At 57.8% G+C, this 19,336-nt stretch carries 17 protein-coding genes; 4 read left to right on the top strand and 13 right to left on the bottom strand.

What is annotated here, in order from left to right; all coding sequences use genetic code 11:
* Positions 1-11 precede the first annotated feature (11 nt).
* The 5 genes from M0G74_RS09150 to M0G74_RS09130 form a co-directional block, all read right to left on the bottom strand.
* The gene (locus M0G74_RS09150) at positions 12-2,339 is read right to left on the bottom strand and encodes an ATP-dependent helicase (protein ID WP_248216304.1); all 2,328 of its coding nucleotides are present in this window, start codon (positions 2,337-2,339) and stop codon (positions 12-14) included.
* A gap of 205 nt (positions 2,340-2,544) precedes the next feature.
* Entirely contained in the window at positions 2,545-4,332 is a 1,788-nt protein-coding gene (gene sulP, locus M0G74_RS09145) for a sulfate permease (protein ID WP_248216699.1), read from the bottom strand.
* 123 nt (positions 4,333-4,455) lie between these two features.
* Entirely contained in the window at positions 4,456-4,896 is a 441-nt protein-coding gene (locus M0G74_RS09140) for a DUF6691 family protein (protein WP_248216303.1), read from the bottom strand.
* 4 nt (positions 4,897-4,900) lie between these two features.
* A complete protein-coding gene (locus M0G74_RS09135) occupies positions 4,901-5,344 on the bottom strand; it encodes a YeeE/YedE family protein (RefSeq protein ID WP_248216302.1) in 444 nt (147 codons plus the stop codon).
* A gap of 9 nt (positions 5,345-5,353) precedes the next feature.
* A complete protein-coding gene (locus M0G74_RS09130; protein WP_248216301.1) occupies positions 5,354-5,668 on the bottom strand; it encodes a metalloregulator ArsR/SmtB family transcription factor in 315 nt (104 codons plus the stop codon).
* A 171-nt stretch (positions 5,669-5,839) separates the two neighbouring features.
* Between M0G74_RS09130 and M0G74_RS09125 the strand changes: the two genes are divergently transcribed.
* Genes M0G74_RS09125 through sulP (M0G74_RS09115) form a run of 3 tightly spaced genes read left to right on the top strand, consistent with a single transcriptional unit; the run spans position 5,840 to position 8,927 of the window.
* Positions 5,840-6,718 carry an MBL fold metallo-hydrolase gene (locus M0G74_RS09125; RefSeq protein WP_248216300.1) on the top strand — a complete coding sequence of 293 codons (879 nt, stop codon included), beginning with the start codon at positions 5,840-5,842 and terminating at the stop codon, positions 6,716-6,718.
* A 16-nt stretch (positions 6,719-6,734) separates the two neighbouring features.
* Positions 6,735-7,145, top strand: coding sequence for a TIGR01244 family sulfur transferase (locus tag M0G74_RS09120; RefSeq protein WP_248216299.1), 411 nt, complete (start codon positions 6,735-6,737; stop codon positions 7,143-7,145).
* Positions 7,146-7,169: 24 nt separating this feature from the next.
* Positions 7,170-8,927, top strand: coding sequence for a sulfate permease (gene sulP / locus M0G74_RS09115; protein WP_248216298.1), 1,758 nt, complete (start codon positions 7,170-7,172; stop codon positions 8,925-8,927).
* A gap of 10 nt (positions 8,928-8,937) precedes the next feature.
* Here the strand turns inward: sulP (M0G74_RS09115) and M0G74_RS09110 are convergent, their stop codons facing one another.
* The 6 genes from M0G74_RS09110 to ahpC form a co-directional block, all read right to left on the bottom strand.
* Positions 8,938-9,492: a DUF1415 domain-containing protein gene (locus tag M0G74_RS09110; protein ID WP_248216297.1), complete on the bottom strand. Its 555-nt coding sequence runs from the start codon at positions 9,490-9,492 to the stop codon at positions 8,938-8,940.
* Between the two features lie 16 nt (positions 9,493-9,508).
* Positions 9,509-10,054 (bottom strand): DUF2058 domain-containing protein, encoded by a 546-nt coding sequence (locus tag M0G74_RS09105; RefSeq protein WP_248216296.1) that lies wholly within the window; start codon positions 10,052-10,054, stop codon positions 9,509-9,511.
* Positions 10,055-10,259: 205 nt separating this feature from the next.
* Positions 10,260-10,838, bottom strand: a complete 579-nt coding sequence (locus tag M0G74_RS09100) for a YceI family protein (RefSeq protein ID WP_248216295.1) — start codon at positions 10,836-10,838, stop codon at positions 10,260-10,262.
* Between the two features lie 268 nt (positions 10,839-11,106).
* Entirely contained in the window at positions 11,107-11,922 is an 816-nt protein-coding gene (locus tag M0G74_RS09095) for an alpha/beta fold hydrolase (protein ID WP_248216294.1), read from the bottom strand.
* Positions 11,923-12,164: 242 nt separating this feature from the next.
* Positions 12,165-13,748, bottom strand: a complete 1,584-nt coding sequence (gene ahpF / locus M0G74_RS09090; protein ID WP_248216293.1) for an alkyl hydroperoxide reductase subunit F — start codon at positions 13,746-13,748, stop codon at positions 12,165-12,167.
* 206 nt (positions 13,749-13,954) lie between these two features.
* A complete protein-coding gene (ahpC, locus tag M0G74_RS09085) occupies positions 13,955-14,521 on the bottom strand; it encodes an alkyl hydroperoxide reductase subunit C (protein WP_160153878.1) in 567 nt (188 codons plus the stop codon).
* 277 nt (positions 14,522-14,798) lie between these two features.
* Here ahpC and M0G74_RS09080 point away from each other — a divergent pair, with 277 nt between their 5' ends.
* Complete coding sequence (locus M0G74_RS09080) at positions 14,799-15,500, top strand: CPBP family intramembrane glutamic endopeptidase (RefSeq protein ID WP_248216292.1); 702 nt, start codon at positions 14,799-14,801, stop codon at positions 15,498-15,500.
* On the opposite strand, the gene M0G74_RS09075 is transcribed toward M0G74_RS09080, so the two are convergent.
* Positions 15,483-16,067 (bottom strand): exopolysaccharide biosynthesis protein, encoded by a 585-nt coding sequence (locus M0G74_RS09075; protein ID WP_248216291.1) that lies wholly within the window; start codon positions 16,065-16,067, stop codon positions 15,483-15,485. The two genes, M0G74_RS09080 and M0G74_RS09075, sit on opposite strands and share 18 nt — an antisense overlap.
* Complete coding sequence (locus M0G74_RS09070) at positions 16,067-19,153, bottom strand: efflux RND transporter permease subunit (RefSeq protein ID WP_248216290.1); 3,087 nt, start codon at positions 19,151-19,153, stop codon at positions 16,067-16,069. Before M0G74_RS09070 ends, M0G74_RS09075 begins: the two co-directional genes overlap by 1 nt.
* Positions 19,154-19,336 lie beyond the last annotated feature (183 nt).

Genomic DNA, 19,336 nt, shown 5'->3' with positions numbered 1-19,336 from the left:
AGTCGCAATGATTACAGCAGGAATTGCGCAAGTTTGTCCCAGTCGAAGCGGCGGGTCTGGCGGTCGCTGAACAGAATCTCCACCCGCGAATCCTCCCATTTGATCACCCGTCCGTAGCCCAGCTTCTGGTGGCGAATACTTTCCCCCAGTTGCGGTTTTTTCTGTGCGGCTCTCGGCGCATTGATGTCCGGGTTGTAGTCGCAGGCTTCCAGGTATCGCAATGCCAGCCGGGTGATCGGAACGCCGGTGGTGATATTGTCTGGCCGCTGTTGCAGTGTTTCCCCAAGTAGCCTGCACAGTGGCAGGTGCATTTCATCGATGAACAGGGAGGGCTTCTGGTCAGCGTCTTGTGGCCCGCTGTTTTTCGGTGCAGCGCTGTCGCTGGCGACTTCCGGTGTCAGCAGGAAAAGTTGTTTGCGCGCCCGTGTCATGGCCACATACATCAGGCGGCGCTCACTCTCCGTCGATGCGGGGGTGGAGAAGTCCCTCTGCGGTTGATAGGGCATATTGTGCACCGTCAGGGAGGGAATAATGACCTGATCCCATTCCAGTCCTTTGGCCTGGTGCATGGTGGTTATCTGGATGGCATCCGGCGTTTCTGGTGTTTCCTCGCTGTCCTGGTCGGGTTGTTTTTCACCGTTGTGTTGCTGGCCTTGTTGATGCTGCTGTTGCAGTTGCTGCAGGTGTGCCAGCGCCTCTCTGGCCGGCAGGCGCAATTGATCCATGTACAGGCAGAACGCCAGAATGGTCTGTTGCCGCTCCTCTGCTTGCTGGCGATTGAAGGCGTCCTCGCCGATTCCACTCAGATAGTCGAGCTCGCCCAGTTGTCGGCGCAGCAGCTCACCGCCGTGGCCCCGCCACTTTTCTACCTGCTGTAGCAGTTCGGCCCGTTGTCGCAGGCGTTTGCACTGGGCCTGGCTGAGGGATTCGGGGATCAGTGTGAGCAGCTTCTTGCCCCAGCCACTGTCAAACTGTGCGAGCTTGTCACAAATAGGCTCGAGCACCGCGCGCGCGATTCGGATATGCGGCGCGGTCAACCACTCGTAAATTCCCTGGCTGCGGCGCTTGATTGACTGCTCCGCAAAGCGCCCGGCCGCGATATTGAGGCTCCAGAACAGTGGTCGCAGCTCTCGTCGCGACAGCACCGTATTGCGGCTGCCCGAGCGGTAGGGAATATTGTTGGCCAGCAGTGCCAGCTCCAGGGGAGCGGCGAGGGACCACAGCCGCACCAGAATAGCCATGTCCCGCAGTGATTGACCGCTGTTGATACTGCGTCGCACATGTTCCACCAACCATTTGCCTTCGTTGTTGGTGGTTACCTGCTGTAATTGCGTTTCTGCTTTCGGGTTGCCGGAAATACAGAAGATGTCTGCGCGTTCGCGATTGTTGTGAATGAAGTGGTTAGCGGCCAGAGACAGGCTGTGGCCGTAGCGGAATGTGCGGCTCAACTGGTAGACGTTGGATGGGGGGAAATCCCCATCGAACAGCCTGAGCAAAAATTCTGGTCGCGAGCCTCGCCATTCGTAAATGGTCTGGTCAGGATCGCCAATGGCAATCACGTTGCCGGATTTCCCATAGAGTACCCGCAGCAAATAGTGCTGGATTTCATTGATGTCCTGGTACTCGTCTACCAGGATATCCTGGTAATAACTGCCGTATTCCTCGGCAATTTCCGGTTGCAGGCTGAACTGGATGGCGGGGTCGTAAATCAGGTCCGCGTAAGTCACGGCCTTCTGTTGACGCCGCCAGTCTTCGAAATGGCGGAATACTTTCAGAAAGTACATGTACTCGTCGCCGAGCTTGAGCTGCTGGAAAGCGTTCAAATCACCGCTGAGGATGGTTTTGGTGTAATCGATAAAGAACTCTGCCGCTTCGGTTTCCGACTGCTTGCGTGCACGAATATCTTCCAGATCCGCCGGCGCCGCACAGGCCTCGATGGCTTTCCAGATCTGTAATTGCACCAGCGACTGGGGAAGTGGAGTGAGGTTGGCATGGTTGATGTGACCCCGGGCGATCATCCGCTGGTACAGCCGGTAGCCAATACTGTGGAAGGTATTCACCGCCGGTGCCCGGAGCCCCTGGTGGATGTCATCCGGCGTTTCACTCTCGGTGCGACAGAGGTCTTGCAGGCGCCTGCTGAAGTCGTCCCGCGCCCCGCGGTTGTACATGAGAACCAGCATATGTTGTGGGCTGATCCCTGCATCCAGGCGGTTTTTGATGTAGTGAAGCAGGGCCGTGGTTTTCCCTGAGCCCGCTACGGCGATAATTTTCGCGTGTCCACCTGGGTGATTGGCGATGGCCAGCTGTTCTTCCGTGAGGAGTGCGGTATTGCCTGACATGAACGCTCTGTACTTCCGGGTTGGATTTTGTGAATCGGTATTCCGCAACGGGTTTTGCGAATCGGGCGCTGTTTAGATGAGTACTGGATATTCTGCCAGTATTGTTCGTAGTCGTACAGTTTTCGGAAACACCGGTCGTGGCTATGTAGTAGTTTTCGGTGGGGGGGTGGAGGGTGTTTCGGTTGGCAGTGTTTGTGGGGCGTGCTTAAGGGTGGGGGCTTCCGCTTTCCTGGCTGGCGCTGAGGTCGTCTCCATCCTCTGCAGGGGCTTTGTCTGCGGCTTCCTTTTCATGTTTTTCTTTCTGCAGGGCCAGTTCGGCGATGTAGGTCGACAGAAAGATCCTTCCGGTCAGTTTTTCCAGTAGTTTGGAGCGGCTGAGTCTGTCGAGCACGGGCCCTTTGACCTCAGTCAGGTGCAGGCGGATATTCCGGTCCCGCAGGTCTTTGTTGATTTGGTGCAGTCGTTCCAGTGCTGTGCTGTCGATGCGGCTGACGGACGAGAGGATAAGTACCAGTTCCCGGGTGTCGGGGTGGCGCTTCAATTCGCTCAGCAAGCGGTCCTCGATCGCGCTGATGTTACTGAAAAACAGGCTCTCGTCGATTCTGAGAAAGACAATGTCCCGGTGGGTTTCCACGTCGTAGCGCAACACATTGCGGAAATGCTCGGTGCCCGGCATACGACCCACCACGGCAATGTGTGGCCGGCTGCTGCGCCAGATCAGGGTGGCAAACGACAGGCCAATACCGAGCGCGATACCGACTTCCACACCGAACAGCAAGACGCCGACAAAGGTGCACAACATAGCGATACCATCGGTGCGGTCATAGCGCCAGTTATGGATAAACCCCCGAAAATCAAACAGGCTGGCGGCAGCGACGATGATGATCGCGGCCAGTACCGTCAGTGGCAGCTCACTGAACATTCCGGTGAGGTAGAGCAGCACTGGCACCATCAACAGTGCAGCAAGTACCCCGGCGAGGGGCGAGACGGCGCCGGCTTCTGCATTGACTGCGGTGCGGGAGAAACTGCCGGCGACCGGTAACCCGCCCGACAGGCTACTGGTGATATTGGCGGCGCCGAGCCCCAGTAGTTCGCCATCGGCATTCAGGCGTTCGCCGCGCCGCGCCGCCAGTGCCTGGGCGATCGAGAGACTCTCCACAAATGTGAGCAGGGCGATGATCAGCGCCGGTAACAGCAGGCGGTAGATCAGGTCCCAGTTCCAGTCCGGCGCAACCAGTTTGGGGAGGCCCGCGGGAATGTCGCCCACAATATCGAGCTTCTCGCCCAATTTAAGCCAGTGGACCAGGGCGATGGCGCAGAGCACCAGCAACATCGGCATTACCCGGGCCGCCAGTCGTGCAAATTGTTTTGGCGTCCCCAGGCGAAACAGCAGCATTGGCAGCCACAGGCGGCTGAAGATCAATATGGTGGCGGTGGCCACACCAAATGCCATGGTGGGCAAATCGGCGTCCGGCAAGTGCTCCAGGATATGAAATAACTTTACCGAAGCCGTCTCGCCATCGGCTTTTACCCCGAGCAGTGCGGGAAGCTGGCCGACGATAATCAGCGCTGCTGCGCCGGATACAAAGCCACTGATGACCGGGTGGCTCAGGAGGTTGGACAGGGCACCCAGTTTGAACAGGCCCATGGTAAAGAGAAACGCACCGCTTAAGAGGGTGAGCAGTATGGCGGCGCTGATGTATTCGGGGCTGCCAGTTGCCGCCAGGGGGCTCAACGCGGAAACCGTCATCAGTGAAAGAACCGCGGCGGGGCCCACAGACATGGCACTGCTGCTGCCAAAAACCGCATAGGCGATCAGGGGGATCAGGCTGGCATAGAGTCCGACGTGGGGGGGCAGGCCTGCCAGCAGTGCGTAGGCCAGTCCCTGGGGAACCAGCAGCATGCCGGAAACCAACGCCGCGGTGAGGTCGGGAAGCAACCACTGGCGACGGTAGTTTCTAAGCCATTTCGGAATTAGTCGGGTTGCCCGCATCACTTGTGCAGTTATGGTCCTGAGGGCGGATGAAATTCACCGGGGAATTTGATCAGGATAGCCTCTGGTGCGGGTAGGGGGCCAGTTTGGCCCCGTGTGGTGTGGTCAGGCCTGTCGGCTCTCTTAACCGTTCGCGTGGCGGCTCTCCAGCCCGCGGAAAACCAGCATGCCGGTCACCATGGCCAGCACAAACACCAGTCCACCGATCTCCAGTGCGCCTGTGGCCACAATACCCGGGCCCGGGCAGAAGCCGGCGAGACCCCAGCCGATGCCGAATACCAGACTGCCAAGCAGTAGGCGTTTGTCGAGCTCGCGTTTGCCGGGGAGGTTCATCGGCCCGCCGAGCACGGCTTGTTCGCGCTTCTTAGCGATCGCAAACGCGGGCAGGCCCACGGCGATGGCGCCGCCCATGACCAGCGCCAGCGATGGATCCCAGGCGCCGAACAGGTCGAGAAAGCCGAGGACTTTTTCCGGGTTGGCCATCCCGGACAGCAGCAGTCCGAAGCTGAAAATCAGTCCAGAAACAAATGCGGAAAGAGCGACTTTGTTCATCACTTTATTCATGGTTTCAGGCTCCTATGAGATGGCGAATGACGTAAACAGTGGCGAAGCCGCCAAACATGAAGGTCATGGTCGCCGCCAGTGATCGTGGAGACAGTCGCGACAGGCCGCAAACACCGTGCCCACTGGTACAGCCGGCGGCATAGCGGGTGCCGATGCCAACGAGCAGGCCAGCGGCGATCAGTACCGGGTAATTGGCGCGGATCTCGATCGTCGGCAGGGCGAGAAACAGGCCCCAGATCGCCGGGCCGGCAAGCAGTCCCAGAATAAAAGCGAACTGCCAGCCACGGTTACTGGATCCGTCGCGTGCGTTACTGAGCAGGCCGCCGAGAATGCCGGAGATTCCGGCGATACGCCCATTCATCAGGATCAGCCAGGCGCTGGCGAGTCCGATCAGGACGCCGCCGGCGAGGGCGGTCAAAGGGGTAAATGCATTCCAGTCGATGTTCATGGTGCTGAGTTACTCCGCGCAATACAGTTGATACAGGGTTTGTAGCAGAGCCAGGACTTTCGGGTCGGCTACCTGGTAGTAGACCCGCTTTCCCTCCTTGCGGGCTGTGACTAGGCCTTCCCGTCGCAAAACCCCCAGCTGTTGCGACAGGCTCGGCTGGCGAATGGCCAGTCGCTCCTCGATGTCGCTGACGCACAGCTCTTCCTGGCTCAATTGGCACAGCAGCAACAGTCTGTCCTGGTTTCCCAGGGAGCGCAGCAGCAGCGACGCCTCTCCTGCAGCGGTGCGCATTTTGTCGAGCTGGAAATCACTGGTATCGGGCATGGTGGTTTCACGGTTGAGTTTGCTTCTGGCAAATCTGGTGGTTTCACTAATGGTTGCGTAAAAAATATTATATTGAAAAGTATAATATTGGAAGGTATATTTCCCGTAGTTATTAATTTATTCCTAAATCATCTATAGTCCTTCCCATGATGGCTAGAACGGGAGCAGACCATGACCGCAACAGATACTCGCCCGCTTGTGCAGGCCTTTCTCGATCCGGCGACGGAGACCTGGAGTTACGTGATCTTCGATCGGGTCGGCGGTACCGCGGCGGTGATTGACGCTGTGCTGGACTTCGATCAGGCATCTGGGCGTACCAGTACCGAAGGCGCCGAGAAGATTGTCGCCTTTGTGCGTGAGCAGGAGTTGACCGTTGACTGGGTGCTGGAGACCCACGCCCACGCGGATCATCTGTCTGCGGCGCCTTTCGTCCGCGAACAACTGGGTGGCAAGATCGCCATTGGCGAGCATATTCGCCAGGTCCAAGGCATCTTCCGCGACGTCTTCAACCTGGAAAAAGAATTCCTGGTCGACGGCTCCCAGTTTGACCACCTGTTCCACGATGGCGACACCTTCAATATCGGTGATCTGGAGGGGCGGGTGATCTACGTCCCCGGACACACACCGGCGGATATGGCCTGGTTGATCGGCGACGCCCTGTTTGTGGGTGACACTCTGTTCTTGCCCGACGTGGGCAGTGCCCGCTGCGATTTCCCAGGGGGCGATGCCCGCGTGTTGTATCAGTCGGTGCAGAAACTGCTGTCACTGCCGGAAGGCACCCGTATGTTCATGTGTCACGACTACCCGCCAAACGGGTCCCGTGAGCACGAGTACGAAACCACGGTGGGGGCGCAGAAGCGCAGCAACATCCACCTGCACGATGGCATCAGTGAAGACGAGTTCGTGAAAATGCGCCGTGAGCGCGACGCCACCCTGGGAATGCCGCGGCTGATCCTGCCGTCGATCCAGGTCAATATCCGCGCCGGGCAAATGCCGCCGGCGGAAGACAATGGCACCGTGTACCTCAAGGTGCCCATCAACAAACTGTGATTGTCGGAGTGATCGAATGATGGATAGCAAACAATTGGACGCGCAGGTATCCGTATCGGCGGAGCCGGCACTGGATGAAATGGCGACCCTGGCAAAAGCCGGAGTGGAAGTGGTTGTGTGCAATCGCCCGGAGCAGGAAGCGGAAGGGCAGCCGTCCTTTGCCGAGCTGGAGCAGGCGGTTGCGGCGGAGGGCATGACGTTTGTCGCCATTCCGTTTTCCCGCGGCCAGATGCAGCCGGCGCACAGTGAAGCGTTTGCCAAGCTTTTGAGCAGCGGCAAAAAAGTGCATGCCTTCTGCCGTACCGGCAACCGCTCGTGCAACCTGTGGGCCGCGGCCGGCTGCCTGAATAGTGCAGACAAGAAACTGCTGCAGCAGGCCGCGCAAAAGGCGGGTTTCGATATTAGCGGCGTGTTGGTGACCTATTAAGGTTTCACCTGAGGACTCATACCGGTGAACGAGGTATTCAAAAGCGGTTCTGGGCGCCTGCTGAGCCGGTTCCTTCCCGCAGCTCGCTGGCTCCCCAATTACTCCCTTGCGGCTCTGTCCAGGGACTCACTGGCGGCGGTGATTGTTACCATCATGCTGATCCCGCAGTCATTGGCTTACGCCTTGCTGGCGGGGCTGCCGGCGGAAGTGGGGCTCTACGCGAGTATCGCGCCGCTGGTGGCGTATGCGCTGTTCGGCAGTAGCCGCACCCTTTCCGTGGGGCCGGTCGCGGTTGCCTCATTGATGAGTGCCGCTGCACTGGGGCAGGTAGCCGCACAGAATTCGGCGGATTACCTGCTGGCAGCCATGCTGCTGGCAACACTGTCCGGCCTGTTCCTGCTCTTGCTGGGTGTATTGCGCCTTGGTTTTCTCGCCAATTTCCTTTCGCACCCGGTCATTTCCGGTTTTATTACCGCATCCGGTGTGCTCATTGCATTCAGCCAGCTCAAGCACCTGATGGGGGTTTCTGCGCAAGGCGACAACTTGCCAGAGTTGCTGCACTCCATGTTCACAGGGCTCGGTAACCTCAACCTCTACTCCCTATTGCTGGGTGTTGGGGTTGTGCTGTTCCTGTTCTGGTCGCGCAGTGGTGCGGTACGTCTTTTGCAGCGACTGTCTCTGTCACAAAATTCCGCGGCACTGCTGGTAAAGGCCGCGCCGGTGGTTGGGGTGATCATTACCATTTTCCTCGCGGCAGGTCTGAATCTCGAGGACAAGGGTGTGCAACTGGTAGGCGTCATCCCCAGTGGGTTGCCGAGCTTCGGCTGGCCGAGTTTTTCACTGGCACTGATTGAGCAGCTCTGGATTCCTGCAATCATGATTTCGATCATTGGCTATGTGGAATCCATCTCCGTTGGCAAAACCCTGGCCGCCAAGCGCCGCCAGAAAGTCGATATGAACCAGGAGTTGATCGGGCTGGGAACGGCGAACCTGGCCGCGGGATTTTCCGGTGGTTTTCCGGTTACCGGTGGCTTTTCCCGTTCCGTGGTCAACTTTGATGCGGGTGCGGAAACGCAACTTGCCAGTGTACTGACCGCCATTGGTATCGCGCTGGCCGCGATGTTTTTGACCCCTTATCTCTACTACCTGCCGAAAGCCACCCTGGCGGCCACTATTATCGTGGCGGTCCTGTCCCTGGTGGATTTTTCCATTCTGCGAAAGACCTGGCGTTTTTCGCCCAGTGATTTCTTTGCGGTGCTGGTCACCATCGTGATCACCCTGCTGTTCGGTGTGGAGGCGGGGGTGTCTTGTGGGGTTGGGGCCTCCGTGGTGTTGTTCCTGTATCGCACCTCAAAACCGCATATTGCCGAGGTGGGACTGGTGGAGGGCACCGAACATTTCCGCAATATCAAACGGCACAAGGTGCTCACGGTACCGCAGATTCTCGCGATTCGTGTTGATGAGAGTCTGATGTTTTCCAATGCGGCCTTTCTGGAAGAGCGCATTTACGCGGATGTGGCGGCCAACCCGGCAATCCGCCACGTGATCCTGATCTGCAGTGCGGTGAATGAGATCGACTGGAGTGCGCTCGAAACACTGGAATCCGTCAATCTCCAGTTGGCGGAGAGTGGGATTTGCCTGCATCTCTCGGAAGTGAAGGGCCCGGTAATGGACAGCCTGCAGCGCAGCGGCTTCCTTAAGGAAATTTCCGGAAAAATTTTCTTTACCCAGTACCAGGCGTTTACCGAGCTGCGTGATAACTATGCCGGCTGTTCGGGGTAACCGCGGGATGTCAGGGCGAAAACAGGTAGGGAAACAGCGCGCGCTTCTCGCTGTCCGTCAGCGCTTCCACCCGCAGGATATTGTTGTGGGGGATGCTCTCCGGGTCCGGGTAGTTCTTTAAGCCCCGCTCCAGGCTTTCTTCCCGCAACAGGTGAAGAATAGGGTAAGGGGAGCGATTGGTGAGGTTTTCCCCGTCGTCCGGCCGGGTGCCAGCGAACTGGTAGTGGGGGTGAAAGCTCGCGACCTGGTAGGTGCCCTCATAGCCTTCCCGCTGTATAAGCAGCTCTGCTTCCCCCAGGAAAAAATTGTAGTGGTGAAAATCCTGCAGGTGGGTGGGCAGGATCAGTAGAGTCGTTTCCACTTCCTCTGGTGACGTGCGGTCCAGAACCTGGAACTCATCCTGCAGTTCCTCCAGCAACACCTGATCACTGGTGGCGTCGCTCACCACAAAGCGAATTTGTCCCGCGCGCATGGGCTTGCGCGCGAATGGGCACAGGTTGAGTCCGACTACTACATCCTGCAGCCACTGTTCGACCTGGGCGATGACGGGGTCTGTATCTGTCATGGCAAAAACTGCGGTATTACCACATCAGGTCGTCGGGAATCTCGTAGCCCGCGTAGGGATCATCCTCGTCTACGACAGTGCTATTCTCCGGCGGCTGGACAACCATGGCCGGATTGCGCTCGGCGATTTTGTCGGCAACGACACGTGGCACCAGCTCGAACTGGTCTCCCTCTCCCACAATCAGAAGTCGTCCTGCGGTGAGGTGTTCCTGTACCGCGCTAGAGACGTAGATCTTTTTCACTTTCTTGTCGAAGGTGAAGTGGTAGGCGATGTCGTCCTGGCCTTTCGCGCCCTTGGATTGCTTGTGGCGCTCGATCAACTGCTTGATCTGGGCGGCAACCGCCTTTTGCTGCGCGGCGGCTTCGCGTTCGGCATTCAGCTCCCGGTCGCGGGTAATCTTGGCGGCACGCGCTACTTCCGCGGCCTGTTTGGCCTCGTCGACCTGGGTTTCGCCAGACTTCTTGGCCACTTTGTTCTGCTTGCGCTTTTCCTTGCTGATCTGCTTGGCTTTCTTGCCATCTACCAGGCCTGCCTTGAGCAGTTGATCCTGTAGTGATGCCATGGATACATACCTTTGATCGGGTTTCGAGTGATCGGGTTTCGAGATGGTGTGGATTCTAGCGGATTTGTGGGAAAGATCGCAGGGGGAAGATAGTGGGGGGAAGATAGTGGGAGAGGGGCAAGTCCGGGGATTCGAACGCTACTGGAGGTGTGGAAAAGCGGTATCGCCCCGCAGTGCGTCGCAGTCTGCGGGGCGAAGGGGCTGATTAGCCCTGTTTGAATACCAGTTTGACTGTCACCGGTACGATGGGGCTGATGCTGTCGAGACCCGCCACCTCACGCAGCTTCTCAATACCTTCCAGCAGTTTGTAATTGCCGGCATTCACAATAATGGGGGCATTGGTGGTTACCTGTACCTGGTTACCCGCGAGGCCGGTCACCTGGAGGTCGGCCTTCTCGGTTTTCTGCTGGCCGTGCACATCCACAGTGACATCCGCACTCACCGACATGGACTGCCCGAGCTGAAGGCCCTTCAGCTTCGCCGCGTCCACACTGGCAGATATGGTCGCTTTGGCAAACTGTGCTGTTTCAAACAGCAACTTCTGCATACGTTCATTGCGAATCGGGATATTGGTCTCGACACTCGCGAGATCAATGCTCAGCTCAGCCTTGCCGTCGTCGGAAATACTGCCGCTCAACCCCTTGAAGTGGTGGGTTTCGGCGATGGTCGATTTCTTTACCGACACGAAGTTGACACGGGAGTCATCGCCGACCAGTTGCCAGTCGGCAAAAGCAGATACGGGTAGCGCGAGCAGGGCGGCAATGGCGAGAGACTTAAAACGCATCGGGTATTTCTCCTGTTCCAATCGTTTGAGGTGCCTGTATATTCCGTGACCGGGACAGACTGCTGAGTTCTGAGGCTAAACACTATCAGTCGCGAATTCCAGTGGCCAGTAAAGGATTGTTAAAGGCCTGTGACCCAGGCTCCACATAACCGTCGATTAGGCGCTCGAATCGAGGCCAGGGGCCATCACCACAATCCACACCGCAATCCGCACTGCAGTTTGATCCATGGTCTGAGTCAAGGTCGTGACCAGCGCATTGTATGGCGGATTATTCATCGTCCTGTATAGACGGTATTTGCACCGACAGAAAATCCAACATGGCTTCGTTCACCCTGTCTGGCTGCTCCAGCGTAGACAGGTGTCCGGCGTGTTTGATCACCACAAGTTTTGCATCTTTCAGTCGCTCGGCGATCGCTGCGGAGCAGGGTGGCGGCAGCGAGATATCTTCCTCGCCAACAATCACCACCGCCGGTTGGGAAATTGCCGCCAGACGGGATTTCAATGAATCCCGGCCACAAAGGGCGTCGACCATGTTTTGTATGGAGACGAGTGGCATCGCGGCAAACTTCTCTTTCCAATGTGCCACCAGATCCGGCTTTTCACGCAGGGTATGCCGACCGAACATCAGCTTGCTCACAATGTTCAGCATCGGGCGGATTCCCAACAGTTTTGCCAGCAACACCAGTGTTTTGTACTTGGCAATCTTGAAGCGGGTTTCGGTACCCGCGTGGGTGTCCAGCAATACCAGGTGACTGACCCGCTCGGGTACGCTAAACGCGGCACGTAGTGCGATCATGCCGCCAATGGACAGTCCCGCCCAGGTAGCACTTTGAATGCCTTCCTGGTCCAGCACCGCCACCACATCGTCCACCAGATCATAAATATCCAGTGTGGCGTCAGCGACGTCGGAGCGACCGTGGCCGCGGATGTCGATATTGATTACCCGGAAGTGCGCGGAGAGCATCTTTACCTGTGGTGACCACATTTCTCCATCGCACAGGAAGCTGTGAAGAAGGACAATGGCCGGACCGGATCCGTGACACTCATAGTAGATTTGGTAATTTTTATTATTGGCAAAAGACATTCTGTATTCATCATCCTTGTTGCTGTGATCTCACTGTAGAGGAATGCTTCTGTGTAAGTAAGGGGCATCAGGTGAAAGCGGGCGGAAGACGAGTAAACAGCGCAGACAAAAAAAGCCGGCTGGCGCCGGCTACAAGCAATCATTGAGGATGTTTCCCAGAGATGGCGAGCGGGGTGCGCCCGCCGGGAGAGGACCGGATACCGCTGGGAAACCGGCATCCAGGTTTGGGTCTAGTATTGCGCTCAACTCGCCATCGACAGGCTTTCTTCCGCTTCGTCACTGACAGAAGTGCGGATCAGATGGTCGAAGGCTCCTAGCGCGGCAGTGGCACCGGCGCCCATGGAAATCACAATCTGCTTGTAGGGCACGGTCGTCGCATCACCTGCAGCGAACACGCCGGGCATTGAGGTTGCACCGCGACTGTCGATCTCGATCTCGCCCATACGGTTCATGGCCAGGCCGCTGTCTTTCAGGAACTCGGTATTGGGTACCAGGCCGATCTGTACGAATACACCGGCCAGTTCCAGTTTTTTGCTCTCGCCACTGACGCGATCGGTGTACTGCAGGCCATTCACCTTGCTGCCGTCGCCGAGTACTTCGGTGGTCTGCGCGTTAATGATGATGTCGATATTCGCCATGGAGCGCGCCTTGCGTACGAGGACTTCGTCCGCTCGCAGGGTATCGGCGAATTCCAGCACGGTAACGTGCTTGACGATACCCGCCAGGTCGATTGCAGCCTCGATACCCGAGTTACCGCCACCGATCACCGCCACATGCTTGCCCTTGAAGAAGGGACCGTCACAGTGCGGGCAATAGGCCACACCCTTGGTGCGGTACTCGGCCTCACCGGGCACGCCCAGTTCGCGCCAGCGGGCGCCGGTAGCAAGCACCACGGATTTGCTCGCCAGGGTGGCGCCGCTCTCCATTTGCAGCTCGATCATCTGTTTGCGTCTCAGCTCGGCCGCACGCTGACCGGTGATGATGTCTACACCGTATTCTTTCACATGCTGCTCGAGGCTCGCCGCCAGTTTCGGGCCCTCGGTATAGGGCACCGAGATAAAGTTTTCGATACCCACGGTATCCATCACCTGGCCGCCGAAGCGCTCTGCCACCAAACCGGTGCGAATGCCTTTACGCGCCGCGTAAATCGCAGCCGCGGCGCCGGCGGGACCACCGCCCAGCACCAGTACGTCGTAGGGCGCGCGCTCGTTCAGCTCTTCCGCCTTGCGCGCTTCGGCGCCGGTATCAATCTTGGCCACGATTTCTTCCAGGCCCATACGGCCCTGGCCAAAGTGTTCGCCGTTCAGGTAAACAGCGGGTACCGCCATGATCTGGCGCTCGTCCACTTCTTCCTGGAACAGGGCGCCGTCGATCATCTCGTGGGTGATGTTCGGGTTCAGTTTCGCCATCAGGTTCAGGGCCTGAACCACGTCCGGGCAGTTCTGGCAGGACAGCGAAATATAGGTTTCAAAGTGGAATTCACCCTGGATGTTGCGGATCTGGTCCTGCAAAGCCGGATCTGCCTTGGATGGGTGGCCGCCGGCCTGCAGCAGGGCGAGCACCAGGGAGGTGAATTCGTGTCCCATGGGGATGCCAGCAAAGCTGACGCGCGGGGTTTCTCCGGCGGGGGCGATGGCCATGCTCGGAGTGCGCTTGCGGCTCTCCTGCTTCAGTTCAATCTTGCTGGAGAGGCCGGCGATTTCACTGGCGAGGTTGTTCAGTTCAACAGCTTTTGGGCTGCTGTCGGCGGACACACTGATCTTGATCGGAGTGACGATATTTTGCAGATAGGTGTCCAGTTGTTTCTTTACGTTTGCGTCCAACATCGGTGTGTCCTGAAATTCTTGGGTAGTTCTTTTCAAGCGTTGTGGCGGTGCTGCTACCGGGTACAACCTTGTGAGACACGCCGTAAACCCATCCATGGGGGCTCGGCTGCGGCCGTCCTGGCCGCAGACGGTCTCACAAGGTTGTACCCGGTATCAGCACCTTCCCAGCAAGCGTATTACTTCGAATTTGCCGGGGCGGGGAGGCTTTAAATTTTGCCTACGAGGTCCAGAGAAGGAGCCAGAGTTTCTTCACCTTCCTTCCACTTGGCCGGGCAGACTTCACCCGGGTGGGCGGCAACATACTGGGCGGCCTTGATCTTGCGCAGCAGATCCTGGGCGTCGCGGCCGATACCGCCGGCGTTGATCTCAACGATCTGGATCTTGCCTTCCGGGTCGATGACGAAAGTACCGCGGTCCGCGATGCCTTCTTCCTCGATCATCACCCCGAAGTTGCGGGTGATTTTGCCAGTGGGGTCGCCGATCATCGGGAACTGGATTTTGCCGATGGTTTCGGAAGTGTCGTGCCACGCCTTGTGGGTGAAGTGGGTGTCGGTAGATACGGAGTAGATCTCAACGCCCAGCTTCTGGAATTCGGCGTAGTTGTCCGCCAGGTCACCCAGTTCGGTCGGGCACACAAAGGTGAAGTCCGCCGGGTAGAAGAAGACCACAGACCACTTGCCTTTCAGGTCCGCGTCAGACACATCGAAGAAGTCACCAGACTGGTAAGCCTTGGCGTTGAACGGTTTGATTTCGCTGTTGATGTAGTTAGCCATGGTATTTCCTTATCTCCTGAGAGAATTTTTGCCCCGTCGTTTTGGGGCCGTTTTTGAAAACAGGTTATCGGGTACGGGAAAAATACTATTGGATGTGAGTTGTTGATAAAAATTATTGATTTTAATGGTATTGATAGTTTTACCTGATCATTGTTTTTTGTCTGATAGTTTTAGGCCTGGTTGGCTCTTGGCGCGGGGTGCCGCAGACTCTTACCGGGTATAGTCAGGGCGCCAGTGGAGCGAAGACGGTATGGTCACAAATTCAAGGAACCGGTAGATGATGAAACAAGCAGGGGGCGAGGCAGCCGTGGCCGTGCAAGCAGAGAAGGATGAAAAAACGGTGCGCGCGGAAAGTGTGTCGACAAAGCGGATCCTGGTGGCCGCACTCGCCGTGCAACTGGTGGCGCTGGCCATTGCCGGGGTCGGGCTCTACTTCAGTGATGTGACGGTGTTCTGGGGCATCAATGCCGGGACTTTGTCGAGTGCGTTCGGGGCTATTGCATTGGGCATAGCGGGTGCGCTTGTGAGCTACTGGGTTGGCCGTGGGATTACCCGCTCGAATACCGGCGTCGGCGCGACGATGCGGGCCCACTGTGAAGCGCTACATAGTGTATTTCGCCATTTGAGCTGGTGGCATATCTGCGTGTTGGCACTGGCTGCGGGCGTTTGTGAAGAGTTGCTGTTTCGCGGCTTTTTACAGCCCTGGATAGGGTCTTTCAGTACCCCACTGGTGGGGCTGGTGGTGGCGTCTGTGATTTTTGGTTTGTTGCACTACGCCTCGTTTATTTATTTTCTGATTACGGCCGTCATGGGCCTGCTACTTGGCGCCGTGTACTGGTTTAGCGGCAGTCTGCTTGCGGTCATTGTCTGGCACGCTGTTTACGATTTGACCGCGCTTGCCGTATTGGTGAAGTTTCCGCGGGTGCTTGGGCTGGGAGAGTCCCCTGCAGGCTCCGGTCACTCAAAGCCAAATCTGTAACGGGAGCGCAGCGAGCAACCCCGTTACCATCAGTGCAAGTAGAGCAATCAGGCCGTCGTGCGCAACCAGTGCCAGCCCGAATACCATCAAGGCAAGACCGGCGATGCTCGCGGAGAAGGGAAGAATTTCCATTACCGGTAGCGCCAGTGCCAAAGCGGTACAGACCAGAGCAATCAGGTAAGTACCGCCGCGATGCACCAGCCAGGGCAAGCGCGGTTGCAGCCAGCGGTCAACAAACATCGCCGGTCGTTGCAGCCAGCGCAGGCTGCGCTGAAATTTGGCGCCGTTGATGGATTTTTGCAGCATCCACTGGGGTAGCCAGAAATGGCGGCGCAGTAACAGCATTTGTAGGGAGGCCAGCAAGATCAGCAGGCCCATTACCGTCGGCATGCCCGGGATGCCGGAAAGCGGTGAGAAGAGTATCAGCCCGGCTACAAGAATCAGGGGCGCGAAAGAGCGTTGCCCCAGCGCTTCCAGTACCAAGGCGAGGGTAACGCGGTCACGCCCTTGCGAACGCTGTTCCAGCTGCCGCAGTAGTTGGCTCAGGTTATTGATCTCATCCTGCATCAGGGGGCGCCGGAGTTGTTCTGGCCGCGATTGCTCTGGCTGTCTCTGGCGGCGTGTCGCTCATGTCGCTCGTGCCAGTCCAGTGCAAATACGGTGAGCGCCGGAAGCAGGGTCAGCGTTACGATGGTCGCACCGATAATACCCGCCATCACGATGACGCCCACCCCGCGATAGAGCTCAGTGCCGGCACCCGGTAAAAACACCAGCGGCGCCAGGCCACAGATGGTGGTCATGGTGGAAATGGCGATGGGGCGCAGACGGGAATCCACGGCTTCGGATACCGCTTCTACGGCGTGCATGCCCTCATCTTTCAGGTTGGAAATCGCCCGGTGCACGATCAGTATCGGGTTGTTCACTACCGTGCCCATCAGGATCAGGAAACCCAGCATGGAGATCATGTCGAACGGCTGGTGAATCCCTTCAAACCCCATGCTGCGCAGAATGGCCCCCACCAGATTCAACAGCGCGAGGCCGGCAATACCACCGGCAATGCCCAGTGGAATCGTGGTCATGATTAGTAGTGGATACCCCCAGTGAGCAAAGATCGCCACCATCAGTAAATAGATGATGGCGAGCGCTACCAGGTAGTTGCTCCCCAGTGATTCGCGAGTGGCATCCAGCTGATCCGCGGCACCGGAGATATTCATGGAAACACCGAGCGGCACCTGGCCGTTGTCGCGCATAAATTGCACGAGCTCCGAGCGCACAGCCTCCACGCCAGTTTCCAGGGCGACGGAGCGCGGTGGAATGATATTCAGGGTGACGGTGCGGCGGCCATCAATACGGCGCACCGTAGTGGTATCAACTGTTTCCTCGATGTGTGCAAGTTCCGACAGGGGCAGCACGGCGCCGGTGGGGGTGTAGACGGAAATCTGCTCAAGGGTTTCGATGGTCGCTTCCGGCCCCTGCTGGTTGTAGAGGTACATATCGATCTTGTCGTCGTCGAGAAAAAACTCGTTCACGAAAGCGCCGTCGGTCAGTGCCGCAACGGCAAAGCCGATATCTTCCGCCGTCATGCCCACTTCCGCCGCGCGTTCCCACCGGGGTTTTACTTGCAGTAGCGGTTGCGCCAGGGACAGGCTGGTGGGCTGGGTCTGGATGTTCGGATTATCGAAGATCTCCTGGGCACGGCTGTAGGCGGTGCGCGCGACCTGGTAAAGGTCGGCGAGGTTGGCCCCGGAAATGTCCAGGCTGACACTGCGGGTGCCCCCATCATTGCTGCTAATGATGGAGCCGCGGGTAGCAAAGGCGCGCATACCGGGATAGCGCTCGTACTTGCGCACGATAATCTCCATCAGCTCGTCGATATGCCTGGGGTCTGTGGTTTCAGCAATGATGCGCAGGCGCTGCGGAGACACGCTGATAATGAAAAATTTCATTGCCGGTACCTCGGCCTCGCCGGCATTGAATAGGTCCGGGTCCTGATCCACAAATGGCAGAAAATAATCCTGTAGTTCGAGGCCAATGGCGTTCATGGTGGCGAGGTTGTAGCCCGGCGGTGCGTTCATACTGGCGAAGGTTTTGGCTTCTTCGCCTTCGGGTAAATATTCCGCGGGTGGCGTCAACAGCAGGGCAATGGCGAGGCTGATGGCTGTGATGAGGGCGATGCAGTAAAGACGCCTGGTGGCGGTAGCAAGCAGCCATTGAATCCGTCCCACCATCGCGTGACGCAAGCGGCTGTGGGTAATGGTCTCCTCTATTTTTTCCTCTATGTTCTCCGCGCGGTTGCCGTCAAACTTGAGGCGTGCGCTGGCCGTAGGGATGACGGTAATGGCCACCAGCATCGACACCAGAATGGATGCGGAAATGGCGATGGCGATGTCGGAATAGAGTTGCCCGGCCTCCTCGGCAATAAACACCACCGGCAGAAACACCATCACAGTGGTCAGTGTCGATGCGAGTACCGCAGGCCACACCTTTTTAACACCGGTAATGGCGGCCTGCAGCCGATCCAGTCCACGGCGACGTTCCAGTTCGATACTCTCCAGCACCACGATACTGTTGTCGAGGGTCATGCCGATGGAGAAGGCCACGCCGGCCAGTGAAATGACGTTAATGGTGCGTCCGGCCAGCAGCAGGCCGATAAAGGCGGCAATGGTGCAAATGGGAATGCCCACCACGCCCAGCGCGGTAGTGCGAAACGACCGCAAGAACCCGTACATGATTGCGGTGGCAAGCAGCGCACCCAGCAGCAGGTTCTTCCAAACGTTGAACACCGACGCTTCCACATAGCCCACATCGTCAGCGGTGAGGGCCATAGTCATCCCCTGGGGTTCCAGAAGTTCGCGATTGATCCTCGCTACCTCTTCCACCATGGCCCGCTTGATATCGATGACATTGGATCCACTCTCCCTGCGTATGGACAGGAAAATCACCGATTGTCCGTTCACATAAGCGCGACTGCGGATCTTGAAGTGGTCCAGCTGGATTTCGGCGACATCACCCAGGCGCACAATACCGTCGCCATCTCGGCGCAGAATCAGTGCGCGCAGCTCTTCCTGATCTTTGAAGCGGCCGAGGGTCCGCAGCAGGTAACGGCGCTTGCCGCTTTCCACTTCGCCACCGGAGATATCCCGGTTGCGCGCGCTGATCGCTGCACGCACCTCGGCCAGCGTGAGATTGCGTTCGGCCAGCCGCTCAGGCTTGAGGCGGATCTGGATTTGCCGTTCGGCACCGCTGCCCACATCCACCTGGGCTACCCCCGGGACGCCAGACATCCGCGGGCGCACATTGTCTTCCACGTAGTCCCGCAATATATCCATGTCCAGATTGCGCGGGTTGCCCGGCAGTGGGTAAATCCGGTAATACATAAACGCGTTGGATGAAAAGGAAGTGGCGTAAACCCGCGGCTCGTCGACATTTTCTGGGTAGGAGGGTACCTGGGTGAGGGCATTGTTGACGCGAATCTGGGTTTCCAGGATGTCCACCCCGAAGGGGAATTCCAGCTCGATATCCGCGGAGCCTAGGTCAGCGGTGGACTGCAGCTCCTGCAGGTAAGGAATGTTGCGCAGATTCTCGACCTTTTGGGGTGATCTGTAGGAAAACGTTGCTATATAAGGGTTTTCGAGATTTTCGCGTGGCGCCAAAATCAAATTAGGTAGTCGATTAGGTAGTTTTTTGTTTTTAGGTTGTTGGTCAAAAAGTGACCGGGGCCAAAGCAGGTAGTTTTCAGCCGATAGGGGTAGGTGGCGGGACAATGCCTGCAGGGGTAGTGGGGCGGGGTTCCTTCCGGGGTAGTCCATCTTGTCCACGCTGCCGGGGGTTATCGA

Source organism: Microbulbifer sp. CAU 1566 (genome assembly GCF_023156515.1).
GTDB lineage: Bacteria > Pseudomonadota > Gammaproteobacteria > Pseudomonadales > Cellvibrionaceae > Microbulbifer.
Note: the sequence above shows the minus strand (reverse complement) of the source record. Positions and strands in the feature narration are given on the sequence as shown.

Bases quoted from the DNA above. Each gene is read 5' to 3' on its own strand.
- M0G74_RS09120 (WP_248216299.1), top strand. From the start codon at position 6,735: ATGATGGATAGCAAACAATTGGACGCGCAGGTATCCGTATCGGCGGAG.
- M0G74_RS09150 (WP_248216304.1), bottom strand. From the start codon at position 2,339: ATGTCAGGCAATACCGCACTCCTCACGGAAGAACAGCTGGCCATCGCC.
- ahpF (WP_248216293.1), bottom strand. From the start codon at position 13,748: ATGTTGGACGCAAACGTAAAGAAACAACTGGACACCTATCTGCAAAAT.
- M0G74_RS09110 (WP_248216297.1), bottom strand. From the start codon at position 9,492: ATGACAGATACAGACCCCGTCATCGCCCAGGTCGAACAGTGGCTGCAG.
- M0G74_RS09130 (WP_248216301.1), bottom strand. From the start codon at position 5,668: ATGCCCGATACCAGTGATTTCCAGCTCGACAAAATGCGCACCGCTGCA.
- M0G74_RS09135 (WP_248216302.1), bottom strand. From the start codon at position 5,344: ATGAACATCGACTGGAATGCATTTACCCCTTTGACCGCCCTCGCCGGC.
- M0G74_RS09140 (WP_248216303.1), bottom strand. From the start codon at position 4,896: ATGAATAAAGTGATGAACAAAGTCGCTCTTTCCGCATTTGTTTCTGGA.
- M0G74_RS09095 (WP_248216294.1), bottom strand. From the start codon at position 11,922: ATGTCTTTTGCCAATAATAAAAATTACCAAATCTACTATGAGTGTCAC.
- M0G74_RS09125 (WP_248216300.1), top strand. From the start codon at position 5,840: ATGACCGCAACAGATACTCGCCCGCTTGTGCAGGCCTTTCTCGATCCG.
- M0G74_RS09075 (WP_248216291.1), bottom strand. From the start codon at position 16,067: ATGCAGGATGAGATCAATAACCTGAGCCAACTACTGCGGCAGCTGGAA.
- M0G74_RS09080 (WP_248216292.1), top strand. From the start codon at position 14,799: ATGATGAAACAAGCAGGGGGCGAGGCAGCCGTGGCCGTGCAAGCAGAG.
- sulP (WP_248216699.1), bottom strand. From the start codon at position 4,332: ATGCGGGCAACCCGACTAATTCCGAAATGGCTTAGAAACTACCGTCGC.
- M0G74_RS09105 (WP_248216296.1), bottom strand. From the start codon at position 10,054: ATGGCATCACTACAGGATCAACTGCTCAAGGCAGGCCTGGTAGATGGC.
- M0G74_RS09100 (WP_248216295.1), bottom strand. From the start codon at position 10,838: ATGCGTTTTAAGTCTCTCGCCATTGCCGCCCTGCTCGCGCTACCCGTA.
- ahpC (WP_160153878.1), bottom strand. From the start codon at position 14,521: ATGGCTAACTACATCAACAGCGAAATCAAACCGTTCAACGCCAAGGCT.